13 protein-coding genes are annotated in these 19342 nt (G+C 39.2%); 2 read left to right on the top strand and 11 right to left on the bottom strand.

Annotated features, from left to right (window positions below):
• Window positions 1-111 precede the first annotated feature (111 nt).
• Window positions 112-1071 (top strand): hypothetical protein, encoded by a 960-nt coding sequence (locus tag ZA06_RS09310; protein WP_053977201.1) that lies wholly within the window; start codon window positions 112-114, stop codon window positions 1069-1071.
• Here ZA06_RS09310 and ribB read toward each other — a convergent pair.
• The 9 genes from ribB to recG form a co-directional block, all read right to left on the bottom strand.
• The gene (gene ribB / locus ZA06_RS09305) at window positions 1068-2225 is read right to left on the bottom strand and encodes a 3,4-dihydroxy-2-butanone-4-phosphate synthase (protein ID WP_053977200.1); all 1158 of its coding nucleotides are present in this window, start codon (window positions 2223-2225) and stop codon (window positions 1068-1070) included. The genes ZA06_RS09310 and ribB overlap by 4 nt on opposite strands.
• A gap of 34 nt (window positions 2226-2259) precedes the next feature.
• Entirely contained in the window at window positions 2260-4230 is a 1971-nt protein-coding gene (locus ZA06_RS09300; RefSeq protein ID WP_082331993.1) for an LptF/LptG family permease, read from the bottom strand.
• A gap of 12 nt (window positions 4231-4242) precedes the next feature.
• Window positions 4243-4887 (bottom strand): LolA family protein, encoded by a 645-nt coding sequence (locus tag ZA06_RS09295; protein WP_053977198.1) that lies wholly within the window; start codon window positions 4885-4887, stop codon window positions 4243-4245.
• Between the two features lie 21 nt (window positions 4888-4908).
• Window positions 4909-7395: a DNA translocase FtsK gene (locus ZA06_RS09290; RefSeq protein WP_053977197.1), complete on the bottom strand. Its 2487-nt coding sequence runs from the start codon at window positions 7393-7395 to the stop codon at window positions 4909-4911.
• A gap of 63 nt (window positions 7396-7458) precedes the next feature.
• Window positions 7459-7827: a diacylglycerol kinase gene (locus ZA06_RS09285; protein WP_053977196.1), complete on the bottom strand. Its 369-nt coding sequence runs from the start codon at window positions 7825-7827 to the stop codon at window positions 7459-7461.
• Window positions 7828-7841: 14 nt separating this feature from the next.
• On the bottom strand, window positions 7842-8339 hold the full coding sequence (gene tpx, locus ZA06_RS09280) for a thiol peroxidase (protein ID WP_053977195.1): 498 nt from the start codon (window positions 8337-8339) through the stop codon (window positions 7842-7844).
• A 200-nt stretch (window positions 8340-8539) separates the two neighbouring features.
• Window positions 8540-10966, bottom strand: a complete 2427-nt coding sequence (pheT, locus tag ZA06_RS09275) for a phenylalanine--tRNA ligase subunit beta (protein WP_053977194.1) — start codon at window positions 10964-10966, stop codon at window positions 8540-8542.
• Window positions 10967-11106: 140 nt separating this feature from the next.
• Window positions 11107-13548, bottom strand: a complete 2442-nt coding sequence (locus tag ZA06_RS09270) for a S9 family peptidase (protein WP_053977193.1) — start codon at window positions 13546-13548, stop codon at window positions 11107-11109.
• A gap of 527 nt (window positions 13549-14075) precedes the next feature.
• Window positions 14076-16178 (bottom strand): ATP-dependent DNA helicase RecG, encoded by a 2103-nt coding sequence (gene recG / locus ZA06_RS09265; protein WP_053977192.1) that lies wholly within the window; start codon window positions 16176-16178, stop codon window positions 14076-14078.
• Window positions 16179-16266: 88 nt separating this feature from the next.
• On the opposite strand from recG, the gene ZA06_RS09260 reads away from it, so the two are divergent.
• Window positions 16267-17172, top strand: coding sequence for a patatin-like phospholipase family protein (locus ZA06_RS09260; RefSeq protein ID WP_053977191.1), 906 nt, complete (start codon window positions 16267-16269; stop codon window positions 17170-17172).
• Between the two features lie 7 nt (window positions 17173-17179).
• On the opposite strand, the gene ZA06_RS09255 is transcribed toward ZA06_RS09260, so the two are convergent.
• Window positions 17180-17701, bottom strand: coding sequence for a DUF7935 family protein (locus ZA06_RS09255; RefSeq protein WP_053977190.1), 522 nt, complete (start codon window positions 17699-17701; stop codon window positions 17180-17182).
• Window positions 17702-17719: 18 nt separating this feature from the next.
• Window positions 17720-19285, bottom strand: coding sequence for an FMN-binding glutamate synthase family protein (locus ZA06_RS09250; protein ID WP_053977189.1), 1566 nt, complete (start codon window positions 19283-19285; stop codon window positions 17720-17722).
• Between the last annotated feature and the right edge of the window lie 57 nt (window positions 19286-19342).

The raw sequence follows: 19342 nt of genomic DNA, 5'->3' as shown, positions 1-19342 counted from the left end.
AATTTATTGGGTTTATTTTAGTCGTACCAAAGGTCTTATTTCTCTGACTTTAATTTGGTTAGCTCTTAATTTAGTATCTTTAAAGGGTAACCGATTAAAATACAGTGAATTATGAAGGCTAATCATAGTGTAAGTTTAGGACTTTTATTTGTTTTTATTTTATTTCTTAACTGCAAAGGAGATAAAAAAACGAATGAAGTGAGGGAAGAAGTAACTATTGAAGCAGAAAAGCCAAAAGATCAGGTGGCAGAGTACTATACCGAGAGTATGGAATTTATTGGTCCCGATTCGTTATCATCTGGCTGGACAACCTTTAGGTACTCCAACAAATCATTCGAAACCCATTTGTTTTTATTAGATAAATATCCAGAAGGAAAGACTATTATTGATACCAAAAAGGATATTTTCCCGCCTTTCGATAAAGGGATGGACTTAATAAACGAAGGGAAGGTGGAGGAAGGTTATGCCGCCTTTGGAGCTTTACCAGAATGGTTTCAGAATGTCGTGTATACAGGTGGAGCTGGATTGATTTCTCCTAATCAAACTACAGAACTAACCATTAAATTGGATCCTGGATATTATATAATGGAATGCTACGTAAAGATGTCCAATGGAAAATTTCACACCTCTATGGGAATGATAAAACCGATTATAGTGACCTCCGAAGTGTCTGATCTTTTACCTCCGATTTCTACTGTTAATGTATCTATTTCGAGTACAGAAGGTATCGTGTTTGATGATGTTATCAAAGCGGGCGAAAATACGATAAAGGTGACTTTTGTAGATCAAAAAAAGCATGAACACTTTTTGGAACACGATGTAAATCTTGTGAAACTGGATGATACAGCCGATTTGGCTGCTTTGGAAGCATGGATGAATTGGTCCAATCCCAAAGGACTTATCAATCCAGCGCCAGCGGGCGTTACCTTTTTAGGAGGGATGCAAGAAATGCCCGCAGGAGGTGAAGGCTATTTTAAGGCTACACTTACTAAGGGCAAATATGCATTCATTTCCGAAGTACCTAAGGCCAGTGAAAAAAATATGTTGAAAGTTTTTGAAGTAACCGATTAGTAATTCACGTAATCCATGATTTCCAATCCATAGCCAATCATTCCCACACGTTTGGTTTGCTCGCTATTGGAAATCAATTTAAGCTTATGGATGTTTAAATCGTGAAGAATTTGTGCCCCAATTCCAAAATCTTTAGAGTCCATTTGAATTCCAGGTGCCTTAACAACATCCTTGTGGTTTTGCTGCGCTTTCAAAATAGACAATCTATGCAGTAAATTGGTAGATTGGTTTTGTTGATTTATAAAAATGATGGCGCCTTTTCCTGCTTCGTTAATCAATTGGAACATGTCGTCCAATTTCTTGTCAGCATTGTTGGTCAAGGTTCCTAGAATATCGTTGTTCACCAAAGTTGAATTTACTCTGGTCAATACATGCTCATTGGTATTCCAAGTCCCTTTTGTTATGGCAATATGTACCTGGTTATTGGTGGTTTGTTGGTAAGCACGCAATCTAAATTCCCCAAAACGGGTCACGATTTCAAAGTCTTCTTTCTTTTCAATCAATGAATCGTGTTGCATACGGTAGGCCACTAAATCTTCAATAGAAACGATTTTAAGATCGAATTTCTTAGCTACTTCCATTAGCTGTGGCAAACGTGCCATGGTACCATCTTCGTTCATGATTTCAACAATCACACCAGCAGGTTGCAATCCAGCCAAACGGGCAAAGTCTATTGCTGCTTCGGTATGCCCTGTTCTTCTTAAAACGCCTCCTTCTTTGGCCACAAGAGGGAAGATATGTCCTGGACGTGCCAATTCAAAAGGTTTGGTGTCTTTGTCTACTAGTGCTTTCACCGTTTTGGCTCTATCACTTGCAGAAATACCGGTGGTCACACCATTGCCTCGTAAATCAACTGAAATGGTAAAGGCGGTCTCCATTGGGTCGGTGTTGTTGCTTACCATCATGCCCAGTTCAAGAGCTTTACATCGGTTTTCAGTAAGCGGGGTGCAGATTAGACCTCTACCGTGGGTAGCCATAAAGTTGATCATTTCTGGGGTCACCATTTCGGCAGCAGCAAGAAAGTCACCTTCATTTTCTCTGTTTTCGTCATCCACAACGATAATTACTTTTCCTTGACGGATATCGTTTATGGCGTCTTCAATGGTATCTAACTTGAATTCAGTTGAATTGTTAACGGTTTTAAGCGTAGACATAGTAGCATTTTGTATTATGCTGCAAAGATATAGCTTATTTTATATTTTCTATGCTAGTTTTATACAACTCTTCCTTGACTCTAATTTTTAACAAAAAGTAGGTAATAGGATAGAAGGGAAGCCCAATAATTAATAGAAAAAAGTTAATCTTTTTATCGCTCTCGGGTAATGAGCCATAGAATTTGGACAGCACAAAAGAGGACACCGTAAAATAGATGACTACAAAAACGAATGAAATTATTCCTAATTGTAGCACTATGTGTGCCAATTCTGGAAGTTTATTGTTTCTAAAAATAAAATAGAAAAGAATCAATACCGCACCAATGCCATAGCTCACTATGGTGGTCAAGGAATAGTCATAAAAGTCGTTGGCTATTTTTTCAGATTTAAGTAGGGTATTGTGCAATATGACGCCTTTGTCTTTGATGTCGTCTGCACTTAATCCACGGTCCAATAAAAGCTGATATGCAACAGGTTTTATTGTCTTGTCGTACTCATAGTGGGAGTAATTTTTAATGATATCAATAAGTTTGTCATCTTCAAGGGTATCCAAACGTTTGTAGGCTTTGTCAAAAGCTTCTTTTTTGTTCTTGAAGCTGAAAAGTTTTCTCAAAGGATCTGTAATGGTATCAAACTCAAACAAACCTCTATCTTTGGTCGCTCTTTTAGTTAAGAAAATACTCAACGGAAGCATGATTAAGGTAGATAACCATGTAGCAAAAATAGGATTGAGAGACCCATCTTGTGAACTGTTTTTTGAAAAGATCCCTATAAAGTGATAGGTTAAAAACAGAAGAATAGCAATAACCATTGGAAGTCCAATCCCACCTTTTCTAATTAGGGCTCCCAGTGGTGCCCCGACAAAAAACAGGATGATACAGGCAATGCCTAAGACATATTTTTCATGTAGGGAAATGACGTGTTGGTTAAGCCATTTCTTTTGGGTTCCCAAAGTGTGTTTTTTGGTCTTGATAATTTGATTGGTACTGTTTACTGTATTGGCTGCTAGATTCAGTACTTGTAATTTGGTTCTGTTATCAAATAAATCAAGAACTTCATCGGTGTAAAGAGAATCCTTTTTTGGTTTAATGTTTGCATTTAAGGATGCTACAGCAGTGCGGTCATAAAGTGATTTGGCAAAGTTCTTATATTCGGTCTTTTCCTTGTCTTTTAAGCTGTCAATGGTGTAGCTAAGATCGCTTATATTTAACATGTTGTATCGACCTTCAAAGCTCTTGTCTTCATAATCCACATCATTCAAGCCTTCAAGGTCTACATTGATGACATATTTTTCGAAAGCACTTCGAACATGGGGTTTTTTGGCATTTTGCTTAGGATCCTTGCTAAATATTTCATCGTAGTAGTTTCCATCATATAATACCAATTGGAGAATGTTGGATTCTTCGCTGCTTATGAGTTCTCCTGTATTGGCAGTAATTACAGTGTAATTTCCTGTTCGGTGAGGTGTTTTTTTATGAATATAGACCTTTTCTAGATATTGGCCTTTATCACCACTTTTCTTATCAACTTTAATATTGTAATCTGCTATTTCATTGAACTGTCCGGATGCAATAGCCATAGCAGGTTGCGTTTTGGCAATATTTTTTCTAAGGTTATAAAAGTTGAAGTTGGCCCAAGGAATAACGTTGTTGGCAAAAAAGAAGGTTACAATTGCGAGTCCAAAAATAAATACGCTTAGTCCTCTCATGGCTCTTTGCAAAGAGATCCCTGTTGATTTCATTGCGGCGAACTCATAGTTTTCGGCAAAACTACCAAACACCATAATGGAGGCCAATAAAATGGTAAGAGGTAAAATTAGAGGAATTAGAGTAGGGGTAACGTACAGTAAAAATTTAAAAATGACCGAAACGGACAAATCTTTTCCTGCAAGTTCGCTTATGTACAACCAAATGGACTGTAAAACAAAAATGAGCATGAGTATAATAAACACGCTCAAAAATGTCTTTAAGTAGGTTGTAAGTATATACCTATCTAATATTTTCATTTATTGCTATAATTAGTCCAATCTATTGATGTAGTAATTTTTGTATTTGGACTGGTCAAAAGTAAAAAGTGTTTTTGAAATAGGTTCATTTGTTTTAAACATATTAACGGTTAAAGTGGTTTTTGTACCGTTTTTGCCTATTTCAATTAAATTATAGATGTGCTTGGTTTGCGCGTCAACCCCTAATAACACATATTTAATTTCAGAATGTGTGTCAATAGGGGTTAGTTTTACATACTGGATTTTACGACCGTTTACATTTTGAACAATATCCATGGCGTATCTGTAACCTTCTTCATAAAAAGACAACATTTGGCTTGGTGTTATAGTGTCTTCATCTTCGGTGTTATTGGAAGAAATGGTTACCTCTTCATCATCAGGACTAATGGTGTAAAGGGTTTTGCCATCGTAGATTCTAGTGGCTCCCAAAATGTTCAATTTGTATTTTTCACCTTGTAGTACCACATTTCCACGGGTTTCTTGGTTGATGTTTTCACTGGCATTGTTAAGTGAATACTTAAAGTCTATACTAATATTGTCATAGCTTTTGATCTTGGCACTTACTTCATTCAATAAGGCTTTTGCTTTTGCAGAAGTGTCCTGTGCTAAACTGTGGAAGCCTATAAATAATGTAACTGCTATCAATAATTTTTTCATTGTAATGTGTGTTTTATATCGCTATATATTTTCGTTATCCAATAGTTGTTCCAAAGCTATTAGGTCTGGAACAAGTACTTGTCTGGCCTTGCTGCCTTCAAATCCTCCTACGATCCCAGCTGCTTCCAACTGATCAATCAATCGTCCGGCACGATTGTATCCCAATTTAAGTTTTCTCTGTAACAAAGATGCTGAACCTTGTTGGGCCGTAACAATAATTTCTGCTGCCTCGCGGAATAGGGAATCCCTTTCGGAAATATCTATATCAAGAGCTGTGCCATTGCCGTCTTCTCCCACATATTCTGGTAGAAGATACGCGTCTGGATAGGCTTTTTGTCCTCCAATAAACTCGGTAATGGTTTCCACTTCAGGAGTATCAACAAATGCACATTGAATCCTGATAATATCATTTCCTTGGGTATAAAGCATATCTCCTCGTCCAATCAATTGATCCGCCCCTGGACCGTCCAAAATGGTTCTGGAATCTATTTTAGAGGTTACCCTAAAGGCAATACGCGCAGGGAAGTTGGCTTTGATAATCCCTGTAATAACGTTCACCGACGGACGTTGGGTGGCAATGATTAAGTGAATTCCAATAGCACGAGCCAATTGGGCCAAACGGGCAATAGGCGTTTCTACTTCCTTACCCGCAGTCATGATCAAGTCGGCGAACTCATCGACTACAAGAACAATATAAGGTAAAAACTGATGCCCATCATTAGGATTCAATTTTCTAGCCTTGAACTTCTCGTTGTACTCCTTGATGTTACGACACATGGCATTTTTAAGCATCTCGTAACGGTTGTCCATCTCAATACAAAGGGAATTCAAGGTGTTGATTACCTTGGTATTGTCAGTAATGATGGCTTCTTCGCTATCGGGAAGTTTTGCTAAATAGTGGCGTTCTATTTTGTTGAATAGGGTTAATTCTACCTTTTTCGGGTCTACCAATACAAATTTTACTTCGGCAGGGTGCTTTTTGTAAAGCAATGAGGTCAATACAGCATTTAGCCCAACAGATTTACCTTGTCCAGTTGCACCAGCCATTAAAAGGTGGGGCATTTTAGCTAAATCTACCACCATGGTTTCATTGCTGATGTTTTTCCCAAAGGCAATTGGCAATTCCATATCAGATTTTTGGAATTTCTGCGAAGCAATTACCGAACGCATGGAAACGATGGTAGAATTTTTGTTAGGTACCTCAATACCTATGGTTCCTTTTCCTGGAATAGGGGCAATGATACGAATACCCAAAGCCGAAAGCGAAAGGGCAATATCATCCTCTAAGTTTTTGATCTTGGAAATACGCACACCGGCCTCAGGAACAATTTCGTAAAGGGTCACGGTAGGACCTATGGTAGCTTTAATACTGCTGATTCCTATTTTATAGTTGCTAAGGGTTTCAACAATACGGTTTTTATTTTCTTCAAGCTCTTCCTGGTTGATGGTAATCCCTTCGGAATCGTATTTTTTAAGAAGGTCTAAAGGAGGAAATTGGTATTTGCTCAACTCTAATGTTGGATCAAATTGACCAAAATCGGCCACCAATTTATTGGCTAGATTGTCACGTTCAGAAACTTCTTCTTCAACCTGTTCTATCTCCATTTCAAAATCCTCTTCAGGAGCATTGTTCACTTCAACTTGAAGGTCGTTGTTGTTCTGGGTAGTAATGCTAGGTTCAAGAGTGATTTCAGGTTCTAATTCCTGCTCAATTTCTTCCTCCTCAAATTTTTCTGCTTCCTTTTCTTTTTCAATTTGGTTAAAAAGGGCTGCAATAGGGGCGGGAGTTTCTTCGTCCAACTCAAAAGCAGATTTGATGTCCTCCGCTTCTTCCGTTAAATTGTTGTCAATCGGAACAGAAATATTGTCGCCTGCAAGAATAGGACCATCAGTAGCAAATTCCGTTTTGATGTCCTTTTTGGCACTTTTAAAAAGGTTCACAAATGTATGTCCTGTAACATTGAAACGGAGGGCCAAATAGGTAATCAATCCAAAGAGTAGGACTAAGGAAGTGCCAATTTTTCCAATATAATCTTGGATGAAACTGTTCATTTCAAAACCAATGGTACCGCCTAAAGCATCGTATTTATGAGTGAAAAATCCAAAGAGAATGGAGCTCCAAATAACGATGAGAGTACCCCAAATCCAATGGGAGCGTAGTTTTGCTTTATTGATATCTAAAGCAATATAAATCCCCGAAAGAAAGGAAAGTCCAGCAAAGATAAAAGAAGCAACCCCAAAGCCTTTAAGGATAAACAAATCGCTTACCCAGGCGCCAACTTTATTGAGCCAGTTTTGAGCTTTGACTTCTCTAGTGCCTAAAGCATCCAAAGTGCTTTGATCTGCTTTGCCAGTGAAGAAAAAGGATAAAAAAGCTATAAAAAGCAATACCCCAAGAATCATCAATAAACTCCCATAAATCAATTTTTGTTGACTTGTTAGTTTGAATGAGGGTTTGCTAAAGGTAGAGGTTTTACTGTCTTTGGTTTTAGTTTTCTTCTTCGCCATCAACGCTTAGTTAGATTGAAACAAAAATACAAATTACTAACGTTTATCCTAACGGAAAAAGTATTAAAACAGCTTAGGGATGTAAATGACCAAAGCCCCTGCAACTGCGGCCATAGCGGCAATAAATACAGCTCCTGCTGAAATGTCTTTTATGTGGCCAATGGTTTTGTGGTACTCGGGATGGATGAAATCCGCAATGTATTCAATGGCAGTATTGATACCTTCAGCAGTCATGACCAAACCAATAAAAGTAATTTGGAACAACCACTCTGTATTGGTGATATTGAAATAGAAACCAGCTAGTGTCACCGAAATGGCAACAAACAATTGCACTTTAATACTGGCTTCGGTTTTAATTAAGTATAGGGCGCCTTTGTAGGCAAACCCTATACTTTTTATTCTGTTTTGTACAAAAGATTCTTTTTTGCTCATGCTTGGGGGGCAAACTACAGGGCTTGTAGGGCGGCTTCGTAATTAGGTTCGTCAACGATTTCAGGAACTTGCTCGGTGTAGGTAACCTCGCCTTCTGGATTTACAATAACAATGCATCGGGAAAGCAGACCTTCCAATGGCCCGTCAACGAAATCCAATCCGTAACTTTTTCCAAAGTTTCCGTCTTTAAAATCAGAAAGGTTGACTACGTTGTCCAATCCTTCGGCACCACAAAATCTAGCTTGTGCAAAAGGAAGGTCTTTGGAGATGCAAAGCACTTTTGTGTTCTCTAATTTACTGGCCTTTTCATTGAAAGTTCTTACTGATTGGGCGCAGGTTCCAGTATCAACACTAGGGAAGATGTTGAGGATTAAGTTTTGTCCTTTAAAATCAGCTAGGGTTTTTGCACCCAATTCTGTAGTAGTTAAAGTGAATTCTGGAGCTTTGCTGCCTACTTTAGGTAATTCCCCAGACGTGTGTATCGTGTTTCCTTTTAAAGTGATTGTTGCCATAATACGTGTTTTAAATTAATGGAATTTAAAATTAGTAATTATTTGATGCAGCACCTTAGGAATTCTATAAATTTTATTCACCTTATATCTATAGTGAAATAACATGTTTGTAAATAAGGATTTACGTAAAAGGAAGTTGGGGAGTATTTAGGTTGAAATAAAAAAAGCCTCTTTTTAAAGAGGCTTTTTTGTGGGTATTATTATCTAAGTGTCGCGCCAAGCTCTTTTTCAAAATTAGCTTGAAGTTTACTCATGATTTTATCAATTTGTTTGTCTGTAAGCGTTTTTTGCTCATCTTGGATAGTGAAACTCACGGCGTAGCTCTTCTTACCTTTAGGAAGGTTTTTCCCTTGATACACATCAAAAAGGTCTACATCCTTAAGCAATTGCTTTTCGGTTTTCATGGCGATGCTGTCAATTTGCTCAAAAGTTACCGTTTCATCCAATAACAAGGCAAAGTCTCTACGCACTTCTGGATATTTTGGAATATCCTTGAAAGAAACCGTGTTCTGTTTTGCAGCTTCAATAACATTGTTCCAATTGAAATCGGCAAACAGCACATCTTGGGCGATTCCAAAATGTTTCAATACTGATTTTTTAACCAACCCAAAGTTTACCAGTTGCAGATTGTTTGCTGATAAGGCAATGCCTTCTGCAATCATGTCATTTTTGGTAGGGGATACTGAGGTGTTTGTAATTCCCAGACGTTGCAAAACCACAGAAATAATTCCTTTTAAGTAAAAGAAGTCGCTTTGTTGGTGGTTAGCATTCCAGCGTTCTGCATGTCGTCTACCAGTCACAAAAAGAGAAAGGTGTTTGTGTTCTTCTTTGTTTCCGTTGTAGTTATGGTAGGTAGATCCAAATTCAAATAACTTCAGCGCATCGCGCTTTCTGTTGATGTTGTGACTAACCGCTTCCAATCCTGAAAACAACAAGCTTTGGCGCATTACGCTTAGATCGTTGCTCAATGGGTTCAAAAGTTCAATATTATGATCTTCCTTCAGCTGTTCACTAAGGGAAATATATTTTGGAGAAGATAGCGAGTTTGCCATAATCTCATAAAAGCCTTGAGCTACCAATTGGCTTCCAATGATGTTTTGAAGCTTGTAATCTTCAAATTTGGAAGAGTTGGAGATGGAAGCGTTAAGTTTTTCGGTGGTTTTGATATTGTTGTAACCGTAAACCCTTAGGATTTCCTCAATGATATCAGCCTCTCTTTGAACATCATTTCTATAGGCAGGTACTGTAAGACCAAGCCCTGTTTCGGTAACATTGTTGATTTTGATTTCCAAAGATGTCAAAATGCTTTTGATGGTATCCTTTGGGATTTCCTCTCCAATAAGTTTCTTGGCGTTTTCAAAGCTCAAACGTACCTGGAAATCCTCAATTTTCTTTGGGTACATGTCCACAAGGTCACTGGTGATTTCCCCACCAGCAATATCCTGGATCAATAAAGCAGCACGTTTCAGTGCATATTCCGTAATGTTAGGATCGATACCTCTCTCAAACCTAAAAGAAGCATCCGTGTTTAAACCGTGACGTTTTGCTGTTTTTCTAATGGATACCGGGTTAAAGTAAGCGCTTTCCAAAAAGATATTGGTCGTGTTTTCCGTTACTCCAGAATCCAAACCTCCTAAAACACCAGCAATGCACATTGGTTTTTCGGCATCACAAATCATTAAGTCTTCTGCGTCCAACTCACGTTCAACACCATCCAAAGTTTTGAACTTTGTACCCTGTGGCATTGTTTTCACCACTACTTTATGGCCTTTAATTTTAGCAGCATCAAAGGCATGTAATGGTTGCCCCAATTCATGAAGCACATAATTGGTAGCATCTACGACATTGTTCTTTGGGGAAAGTCCAATAGCTTTCAATCTATTTTGTAACCAAGAAGGAGATTCTTCAACCGTAATTCCAGAAATGGCAATACCGCAATAACGAGGCGCCAATTCCTTGTTTTGAACTTCTACATCAATCTTATTGGTTCTGTTGTCTACGTGGAAAGCACTCACCGAAGGAGTGATGAATTCCAAGTGAATATCTTGTTGAATTAAACCTGCTCTAAGATCTCTTGCGGTACCAAAGTGGCTCATGGCATCTGCACGGTTAGGGGTAAGGCCTATTTCAAAAACATGGTCGTTTTCTACTTTGAAGATATCCGAAACCGCAGCTCCAACTTTCACTTTTTCGTCAAGTACCAAAATTCCATCGTGCGATTGGCCTAAACCTAATTCGTCTTCGGCGCAAATCATACCATGGCTTTCCTCTCCTCGGATTTTTCCTTTTTTGATTTTCCAAGCTTCACCTTCAGGTGTGTAAAGCGTCGTTCCAATAGTGGCTACAGGTACTTTTTGTCCTGCAGCTACGTTTGGAGCACCACATACAATTTGTAGCGGTTTGTCTTCTCCAATATTTACGGTGGTAACCCTTAGTCGGTCTGCATTTGGATGTTGTTCACATGTTAATACTTCTCCAACAACAATTCCTTTAAGTCCTCCTTTAACGGATTCAAATTCTGAGATGCCTTCTACTTCAAGTCCTAAATCTGTAAGTAATTCTCCAGTTTTTTCAGGGGACCAATCTGTTTTGATAAATTGTCGTAACCAGTTGTATGAAATCTTCATTTTCTATCTTTAATAAAGGCGCAAACCTACAATTTTTTTCGTTTTTCAGATTGCCAAAGTTGCGAAAAAATGCAACCCTAACAGGTCTTATTTAGGCCACAAAGATAAATATTTGCGACTAAAAATATGACCTAAAGTTGCTAGTCTTTTTGGGTGTTGTTGCCGTCCAATAAACTTTCTTGGAAAAGGTTGAAAATTCGGGTGTATTCATCGGTCCAGCTGCTGGGTTCTACAAAGCCGTGTCTTTCCAATGGATAAAGGACCATTTCCCAGTTGTGTTTTTCCAATTCTATCAAGCGCTGGTTAAGACGAACCATATCCTGGAAATGAACATTGTCGTCTACCATTCCGTGTAAAATCAGCAAATCTCCTTTAAGTCCATCTGCAAAATAAATAGGGGAGCTTCTTTTATAGGCTAAACTATCGGAAACTGGCGTGTTTAGGATGCGTGCCGTATAACCGTGGTTGTAGGCTGCCCAATCGCCAACAGATCGAATGGCCGCTCCTGCTTTAAAGGTGTCGGCTTCGTTGAACATGGCCATAAGGGTGATAAATCCACCATAAGAGCCTCCATAAATACCTACTTTGTTTTTGTCAATACCGTAGTTGTTGATTAAATATTGTACACCATTCACTTGGTCTGAAAGATCTTTGCCTCCCATATGTCTGTAAATCCCCGTACGGCAATCTCTTCCGTAACCGGCGCTTCCTCTATAGTCAATATCTAAAACCGTATAGCCGTTATCCGCTAAAATATTATGGAACATATATTCTCTAAAATAAACGCTCCACCAAGAATGGGCATTTTGTAAGTATCCAGCACCGTGAACAAATACGATGGCGGCATTGTTTTTGGTAGCTGCGGAAGGTTGGTAGAGCCTAGCCTGCACGGTGGCGCCGTCTTCTGCCTTAAAAGTAATTAGTTCTGGGTCTCTCCAAGGGTAAGCTTCAAAACCTTCCGTTGTGGAATGCGTTATTTGTTTTGGTTGTTCAGACGTTTTTCCGAACAGAGGATTTTTCTGTAGGTAAAGCTCTGTTGGTTTGTTGGAATAGGAGTGCAAAACGGCCAAATACTCTTCGTTTGGAGATAATACCACATCGTTATTACCTATCATGCTTGTTAATTGGGTGAATTTACCTCCCTTAAGTGGCATGCTGAAAAATTGACGATCTCCCGAGTGGGTTTTGTTTGATGTAAAATACCAGTGCTTTTTGTCTTTGGAAAGGTAGACGTCATACACTTCAAAATTTCCTTCGGTCAGTGCTTTTGTTTTTCCTGAATTGACGTGGGTAGTATTTAAATGAGCAAACCCGGTGGCTTCAGACATGTACCAAATGGTTTCGTTGTCTGGCAACCATCCTAGAGCACTGCCTCCAAAACTGCTGATGCCAGGGCCGTCTATCCAAGCTTCGTCACGTTGTCTTACTAAATTTTTAACAGAGCCATCTTCATAGTTTAGGGATACAATCCAACGGTCTTTAAAATCATTACTATTAATGTCCAATACCGCATATTTGCTGTCCTTACTCCAGTTTGGTCCCGATATATAAGAGATTCTGTTGTCGTTTTTGTATGCTTTGTCAGGGTAGTCTTTTGTGTATTCAGGGATATCGTCTAAACCTTTCAAATTATCCAAAACAACGGGATAAAAAGTTCTTGCTTCTATGTTATAAATGAACATTTCATATGTGCCTTGTTCGCTACCAACTTTGGTGCGTGTGTGTTGGTCTTCGGTGTAGCCTGATTCAGTAACGTAATGAGGCACAATGGTGCCATTGGCCTCTTTTGGAGCTTGATATAGTTCGTAGGTTACAAATTTTCCATTCGGGCTTATTTGGATGTTGGTCACAAATTTCCCTTCGGTATAGATTTCAAGAGGTCTTTTGTTTAGATTTCTTTTGTTGAAAGCCTCATTAGCGTCATTTTTAGCTTTACGCTCGCTAAGTACATCAAAAATTCCCAATTGGTCTTGGTATAGCCATTCGTCTTGCTCGCTTCGTTCAGAAGTGCTGTTTTTCTTATTTGTGAAATCGGTAATCTGTTCGGTGATTCCCGTTTCCAACGACCAAGTGAATAGATTGCCATTCTTTACATAAGCTATTTTGGTATCGTTTGCTGTAAATTGAATGTTGCTTTCGGTGTCTAAGGTGTTGGTGATTTGCATCACCGAATAGTCCTTTTGATCAACTAGGTAAATGTCGCCATGCTTTGTGTAAATGCTCTTTGATCTATCGCTGTTGTAAGTGATGTGGTCATAAGGGTCAACATAACTGGATTTGTTTGTGATATTACTATTCCCACTTGGCTGTGGCAGGTTGTATGAGGTTTCAAAGTCTACTTTATTGGTATTTCCGTTGGAAAGTGTGTAAGCATAAAGGGAATCGCTAAAAGCTCCTTCAGGATTCCAACTGAAATATATGGTTTTACCATCGGCAGACCAGTGAGCATTTGAAGGCAAGTGGCCAACAAAATTGTCGCCCTGCATAATGGTTTTAATGCTTAACGGAGACTGATTGCCAGTTTGTGCAATAGTTGTTGAAGTGATGAAAATGGATAAAACAAGCGCTAAAATATGTTTCATGCGAAATGAATTGTAAGTTTTGAAATTTCGTGCCCAAACGCACTAAATAGTAAATGTTTGCGAATGTACTTTTTTGTGGGGATAAAGGCAATTGTTTTAATAAACCTTTATCAATTACTTAAGGAATAGTTAATTAACAGGGCGCTAAAAGCTTTTAACATTGCTCTAACATGAGTGAGCTGTAATAGCGGTTAATTTTAGGGTAATCAATTTGAAATCAATTTATTATGAGGCAACTAGACGCTTTGCATGGAGCTTCCGCTTTATTCGTTTTTTTATTCGTATCTATTTTAGAGTTTCATGTCCCATCAAACCTTCCCGAGAAAAGTCAACAGGATTCAGTTGTTCAAACAAGTAGCGTTATAGATACTTGTGCACTTTCCTTAAAACCAATACCTATTGTTAAGGTACGTCATAACGAGTTTATTTCGAACTTGGAGACTTATGATTCACATACATCAATCAATCGATCATAAAACGTACAGTTATGTTTTAGGCCCAACCGAAAGGTTGGGTTTTTTATGGTCTTAACTGATGTAATTCCAAATGTTTTTGTACTTGCTTAGTTGCTGATAAGTGTGGAGGATGACTTGGTTTTCTTCCAGTTTTAAGGAAGGGTCCTTCTTCAAAAGTTCCTTGGCCATATATCTGGCGTGTTGAAGAATGGTGCTGTCCTTAATGATGTCTGCTATTTTTAGGTTGAGAACACCGCTTTGCTGTGTGCCCATAATATCACCAGGCCCTCTCAATTTCAGGTCTACTTCAGCAATCTCAAAACCATCATTGGTTCTGGTCATGGTTTCCAAACGCACTTTGCTGTCCTCGCTCAGTTTATGGCTGGTCATTAAAATACAGTAACTTTGCTCGGCGCCTCGACCTACGCGTCCTCTCAGCTGGTGCAATTGCGAAAGTCCAAAACGTTCGGCGCTTTCTATAATCATTACGGAGGCATTGGGCACGTTAACCCCAACTTCTATCACGGTTGTTGCTACCATGATTTGGGTTTCGCCTTTAATGAAACGTTGCATCTCGTAATCTTTGTCGGCAGGTTTCATTTTACCGTGGACGATGGAAATTTGATATTGTGGAGCAGGGAAGTCCCTAGCGATACTTTCATACCCATCCATAAGGTCTTTGTAGTCCATTGCGGCACTTTCCTGAATAAGGGGGTAAACGATGTAAATCTGACGTCCTTTTTGGATTTCGTCCCTTATGAATTTAAAAACGTTCAAACGGTTTTTATCGTAGCGATGCACGGTTTTTATTTCCTTTCTTCCTGGTGGCAATTCGTCGATAACGGAAACATCCAAATCGCCATAAACAGACATGGCCAAAGTTCTAGGAATAGGCGTTGCTGTCATGACTAAAATGTGTGGAGGTGTAGCATTTTTTCGCCACAATTTACTGCGTTGTGCTACTCCAAAACGGTGCTGTTCATCGATGATGGCGAGTCCTAAATTTTTGAATTTCACCTTGTCCTCAAGGAGAGCGTGCGTGCCAATTAAAATTTGTAAATCACCACTTTCTAGGGCTTTATGGATCTCTTTTCGTTCTGAAGTATTAGTTGAGCCGGTTAGTATTTTTATATTGATATTCAGGTTTTTACATAGTTCAGATAATCCATTGAAGTGCTGGACTGACAAAATTTCAGTGGGCGCCATAAGGCATGCTTGGAAACCGTTATCCAAAGCGATGAGCATGGACATTAAAGCGACGATGGTTTTACCCGATCCAACGTCCCCTTGGAGCAATCTGTTCATCTGTGCATTGCTTCCTAAGTCCTGACGAATTTCCTTGATTACCCGCTTTTGGGCATTGGTCAAATCAAAGGGTAAATGCTCTTTGAAAAAGGAGTTGAAAAGCGGTCCGACATTCTCAAAAGGAAGGCCTTTTATTTTGGTTTTATTCATCAAATTTTTGATGACCAATTGCAGTTGTATATAGAAAAGTTCTTCAAATTTTAATCGGTATTGTGCCTTCGCCAAAAGTTCTTGACTTTTTGGAAAATGGATATTGAAAAGGGCTTCTCTTTTTGAAACGAGTTGCAAATTTGTGAGAATGGAAGTTGAAAGCGTTTCGGCAAATCTGCCTTGTGTTTCCATGAATAGCTCTTGCATGATTTTCGTCATGACCCTATTGGTGATACCCTTGGTGGAAAGCTTTTCCGTAGAAGGATAAACTGCTTGCATGGCCGAGCGAAGGTTGTTTTTGTGGTCGCTCAAGAGCTCCATTTCAGGATGTGGCATGCTAAATGTACCGTTGTACCAATTGGTCTTCCCAAAAATAACATAATCGGTATTGGGCTTGATGCTGTCCTTGATCCATTTCTGCCCCCGGAACCAAACCAATTCCATAGTTCCGGTATCGTCCCTAAAGGTGGCCACTAAGCGTTTGCCTCGTTTTTGAGCAACTTCCTTGATTCCGGTAATTCGTCCAACCACCTGTACTTCGGAAGAATTTTGTTGCAGCTGATTGATTTTATAGTAGCGTGTGCGGTCGATATAGCGATTAGGGAACAGGTTCAGCAAATCTTGATAGGTGTGAATACCAAGCTCTTTTCGCAATAAATCGGCACGGTTAGGACCAACGCCTTTTAAGTAGTCTATGGGAGTTTGCAACTTGGTATTCATGAAGACGAATATAATTGTTATCCATGAAACATAAAACCCGAATTTTTGTAAATTGGGAAACCATAACTTAACTTAATACAAAAATTACATGCGCGCATTGGTTATTTCCGGAGGCGGGAGCAAAGGTGCTTTTGCTGGTGGAGTTGCACAATATCTTATTGAAGAACTTGGTAGGGACTACGATATGTATCTTGGGACTTCTACAGGAAGTTTGTTGGTTCCCCATTTGGCGGTGAATAACATAGGGAAATTGTACAACGTTTTTACCAATGTGCAACAGCACGATATTTTTAGTATCAGCCCTTTTGTACAGCGAAAAAAGGGAGATAGGGAGTTTGTCTCGATAGATTTTGTGAACTCCTTGTGGCAATTTATCAAAATGAAGCGCACCTTCGGAGAGAGTAAATCCTTGAAGCGCCTTATTAAAAAGAATTTTACCAAGGAGGAATATCTTCAAATTTTGGCAACCAAGGAAGATGTGGTTGTTACGGTTTCTAACTTGTCAAATAATTCAGTGGAATATAAATCTATTAAGGATTTTAGTTACGAGGAATTTTGCCACTGGATCTGGATTTCCTGCAATTATATCCCTTTTATGTCGCTTACCGAAGTGAATGGCAACGAATATGCCGATGGTGGTTTGGGTTGTGTTGTGCCTATAAGGGAGGCGATTCAACGTGGCGCCACAGAGATTGATGCCGTTATTTTAAAGTCGGAAAAAATGGAAGGCAAAAAAGTGTTGGGGAAAAATCCCTTTTCCTTAATGATCAGTTTGTTTGGTCATTTAATGGATCAGTTGGAAAGCCACGACATACTTATCGGGAAGTTGGCGGCAAGTAACAAAAATGTGAAACTTAACCTGTATTACACTCCAACAGATCTCACCGAAAACTCTTTGATATTCAGTAGAAATTTAATGGTAAAATGGTGGCAGCAAGGGTATGAACATGCTGCCAAGAAGCACGGTGCAGATTCTGTTTTAAAAGATCTTTAAAACAAGATTACCACAATTCGCCTACTTCATGTTTAATGAAAGATAGGGCAGCGTCACTTGGTGCGCGGTGGTCCATCATTTCTGTTAAAACCACTTCTCTTAATTTGTTGGCAGAATCGGTTTTTTCCAACATGCTCGCCTTTCTTATCAGTTGAATCGTAGAGTTTTTGGCAGCTCCAATAATGTTCCAGCATTCGTCGGTAATATAGATTTGTTGCGAAATATTGTGCTCAAATTCTTGCTCAATAGTTGCGATAAGTAAAGATTCGTAATCTTCTTTATTTGAAGATGTTGGCTTGACTCTCACAAGTAATTTTGATGGGCTGATACGCTCTAAAAACAAGGCCATGCGCTCATAAGCTTGTAAGCGAATTGGAAGGGTATTTACCTGAATGTCTTTATGCAATAAAAAGCGTCTTCGGCCATCTTCATTTTTGGTGTGTTCCTTAAAAAAATGGTAGGCAATTAGTCCTGTTACTAATGTTGGTATGGTAAAAAGTAGTAAGTCGATAATTCTTTCGGAATCCATGTTTATAGCGAATTAGGGTTATTTGTTATGGTAATGTCCGCCCAAATATAGACAATCTTTTAAATCTTGCATACTTTTAAATGGGACGGGAGTTTTTTCGTAATGGTAAGTGTATTTTAATTCTTCGGAAAGATTGCGGTCATCTACATTCACATCTACATCAGTCATTTTAAATTGGCAGGGATGCTCGTAACCTGCAGCATGGGTGATTTCAATAAATTCCTTTCGGAAGGTTTTAAAATACTGTCCCAATCGCTCTGATTTTAAAGGGACGTTTATGCCATTTTGAAGCCATTTGTTCTGTGTGGCCACCCCACTTGGGCAACGGTTGGTGTGACAAATTTGAGCTTGAATACAACCAATGCTCATCATGGCTTCCCTTGCTACGTTAATACAATCGGCCCCCATGGCAAAGGCCATAGCGGCTTTGGCGGGAAAGCCCAGTTTACCACTGCCAATAAATACAATGCGATCGGTGAGGCCTTTACTTTTGAAAAGTTTATACAAATCGGTGAAACCATATACCCAAGGCAATGAAACATGATCGGCGAAACTTGGAGGGGCAGCACCCGTGCCACCTTCACCGCCATCTACGGTGATAAAGTCAGGGCCATGACCTTTTTCAAGCATTAGGTCGGCCAATTCTTCCCATTGTTCCAATTTCCCAATAGCAGCTTTAATGCCCACAGGAAGACCTGTAGCTTCTGCGATGGTTTCAATAAAATCATAAAGTTCAGAAACATTGGAGAAGGCCGAATGATTAGGAGGCGAAAGCACATCCTTGCCCATTTCTACATGGCGTATTTCAGATATTTCCTTAGATATTTTTGCTGCGGGTAAAACGCCGCCTTTTCCTGGTTTTGCGCCCTGGGACAACTTGATTTCAATGGCCTTGATATGCGGGTTGTCCTTGACCAATTTCACCAATTTTTTTAAGGAAAAATTACCCTGCTTGTCCCGAACTCCAAAATAACCGGTTCCAAAATGGAAAATGACATCACCACCTTGACAATGATATGGAGACAAACCACCTTCACCAGTGTTGTGGTAGGCACCTGCAATATGTACCCCTTTATTGAGGGATTCGATGGCTTTTGCGGAAAGCGAACCAAAACTCATAGCAGAGACATTGATTATAGAGGCGGGACGGTATGGTTTTTTGCGTTGGTTGTATGCGCCCATGACTTTGGCGCAAGGCAAAAATGTTTTATCAATGGCATTTGGATGATCTTTTTCAATCTTAAAAGGAATCATGGCATTATTGATAAAGATGTGTTGGTGGGCATAAATGTCCCTATCGGTTCCAAACCCTTCGTAGTTGTTTTCTTTTTTGGCTGACGCGTAGATCCAGCTTCTTTCAATTCTGTTAAAAGGAAGTTCCTCTCTGTTGTTGGCGACAAAATATTGCCGCATTTCTGGGCCGATGCTTTCCAAAAGGTATCTTAAATGACCAACAATAGGGAAGTTGTGGCTAATGGTATGTTTTTTTTGAATGAAAATATCCCTAATGGCTACAAGGAATAAGGCAATAAGAATCCACATCCACCAACGAATGTCGGCAAGGGCAAATAACAGAATGTTCATAAAGGGTTTTTTGTAAAGATATTTAAAAAATATGGTTCTAAAATGATATCTTTAATG

The organism is Mangrovimonas xylaniphaga (assembly GCF_001280435.1).
GTDB classification, from domain to species: domain Bacteria; phylum Bacteroidota; class Bacteroidia; order Flavobacteriales; family Flavobacteriaceae; genus Mangrovimonas_A; species Mangrovimonas_A xylaniphaga.
Note: the sequence above shows the minus strand (reverse complement) of the source record. Positions and strands in the feature narration are given on the sequence as shown.

What these genes read in the sequence shown, in the direction of transcription:
- ZA06_RS09310 (WP_053977201.1), top strand. Translation starts at nt 112, where the DNA reads ATGAAGGCTAATCATAGTGTAAGTTTAGGACTTTTATTTGTTTTTATT.
- ribB (WP_053977200.1), bottom strand. Translation starts at nt 2,225, where the DNA reads ATGTCTACGCTTAAAACCGTTAACAATTCAACTGAATTCAAGTTAGAT.
- ZA06_RS09300 (WP_082331993.1), bottom strand. Translation starts at nt 4,230, where the DNA reads ATGAAAATATTAGATAGGTATATACTTACAACCTACTTAAAGACATTT.
- ZA06_RS09295 (WP_053977198.1), bottom strand. Translation starts at nt 4,887, where the DNA reads ATGAAAAAATTATTGATAGCAGTTACATTATTTATAGGCTTCCACAGT.
- ZA06_RS09290 (WP_053977197.1), bottom strand. Translation starts at nt 7,395, where the DNA reads ATGGCGAAGAAGAAAACTAAAACCAAAGACAGTAAAACCTCTACCTTT.
- ZA06_RS09285 (WP_053977196.1), bottom strand. Translation starts at nt 7,827, where the DNA reads ATGAGCAAAAAAGAATCTTTTGTACAAAACAGAATAAAAAGTATAGGG.
- tpx (WP_053977195.1), bottom strand. Translation starts at nt 8,339, where the DNA reads ATGGCAACAATCACTTTAAAAGGAAACACGATACACACGTCTGGGGAA.
- pheT (WP_053977194.1), bottom strand. Translation starts at nt 10,966, where the DNA reads ATGAAGATTTCATACAACTGGTTACGACAATTTATCAAAACAGATTGG.
- ZA06_RS09270 (WP_053977193.1), bottom strand. Translation starts at nt 13,548, where the DNA reads ATGAAACATATTTTAGCGCTTGTTTTATCCATTTTCATCACTTCAACA.
- recG (WP_053977192.1), bottom strand. Translation starts at nt 16,178, where the DNA reads ATGAATACCAAGTTGCAAACTCCCATAGACTACTTAAAAGGCGTTGGT.
- ZA06_RS09260 (WP_053977191.1), top strand. Translation starts at nt 16,267, where the DNA reads ATGCGCGCATTGGTTATTTCCGGAGGCGGGAGCAAAGGTGCTTTTGCT.
- ZA06_RS09255 (WP_053977190.1), bottom strand. Translation starts at nt 17,701, where the DNA reads ATGGATTCCGAAAGAATTATCGACTTACTACTTTTTACCATACCAACA.
- ZA06_RS09250 (WP_053977189.1), bottom strand. Translation starts at nt 19,285, where the DNA reads ATGAACATTCTGTTATTTGCCCTTGCCGACATTCGTTGGTGGATGTGG.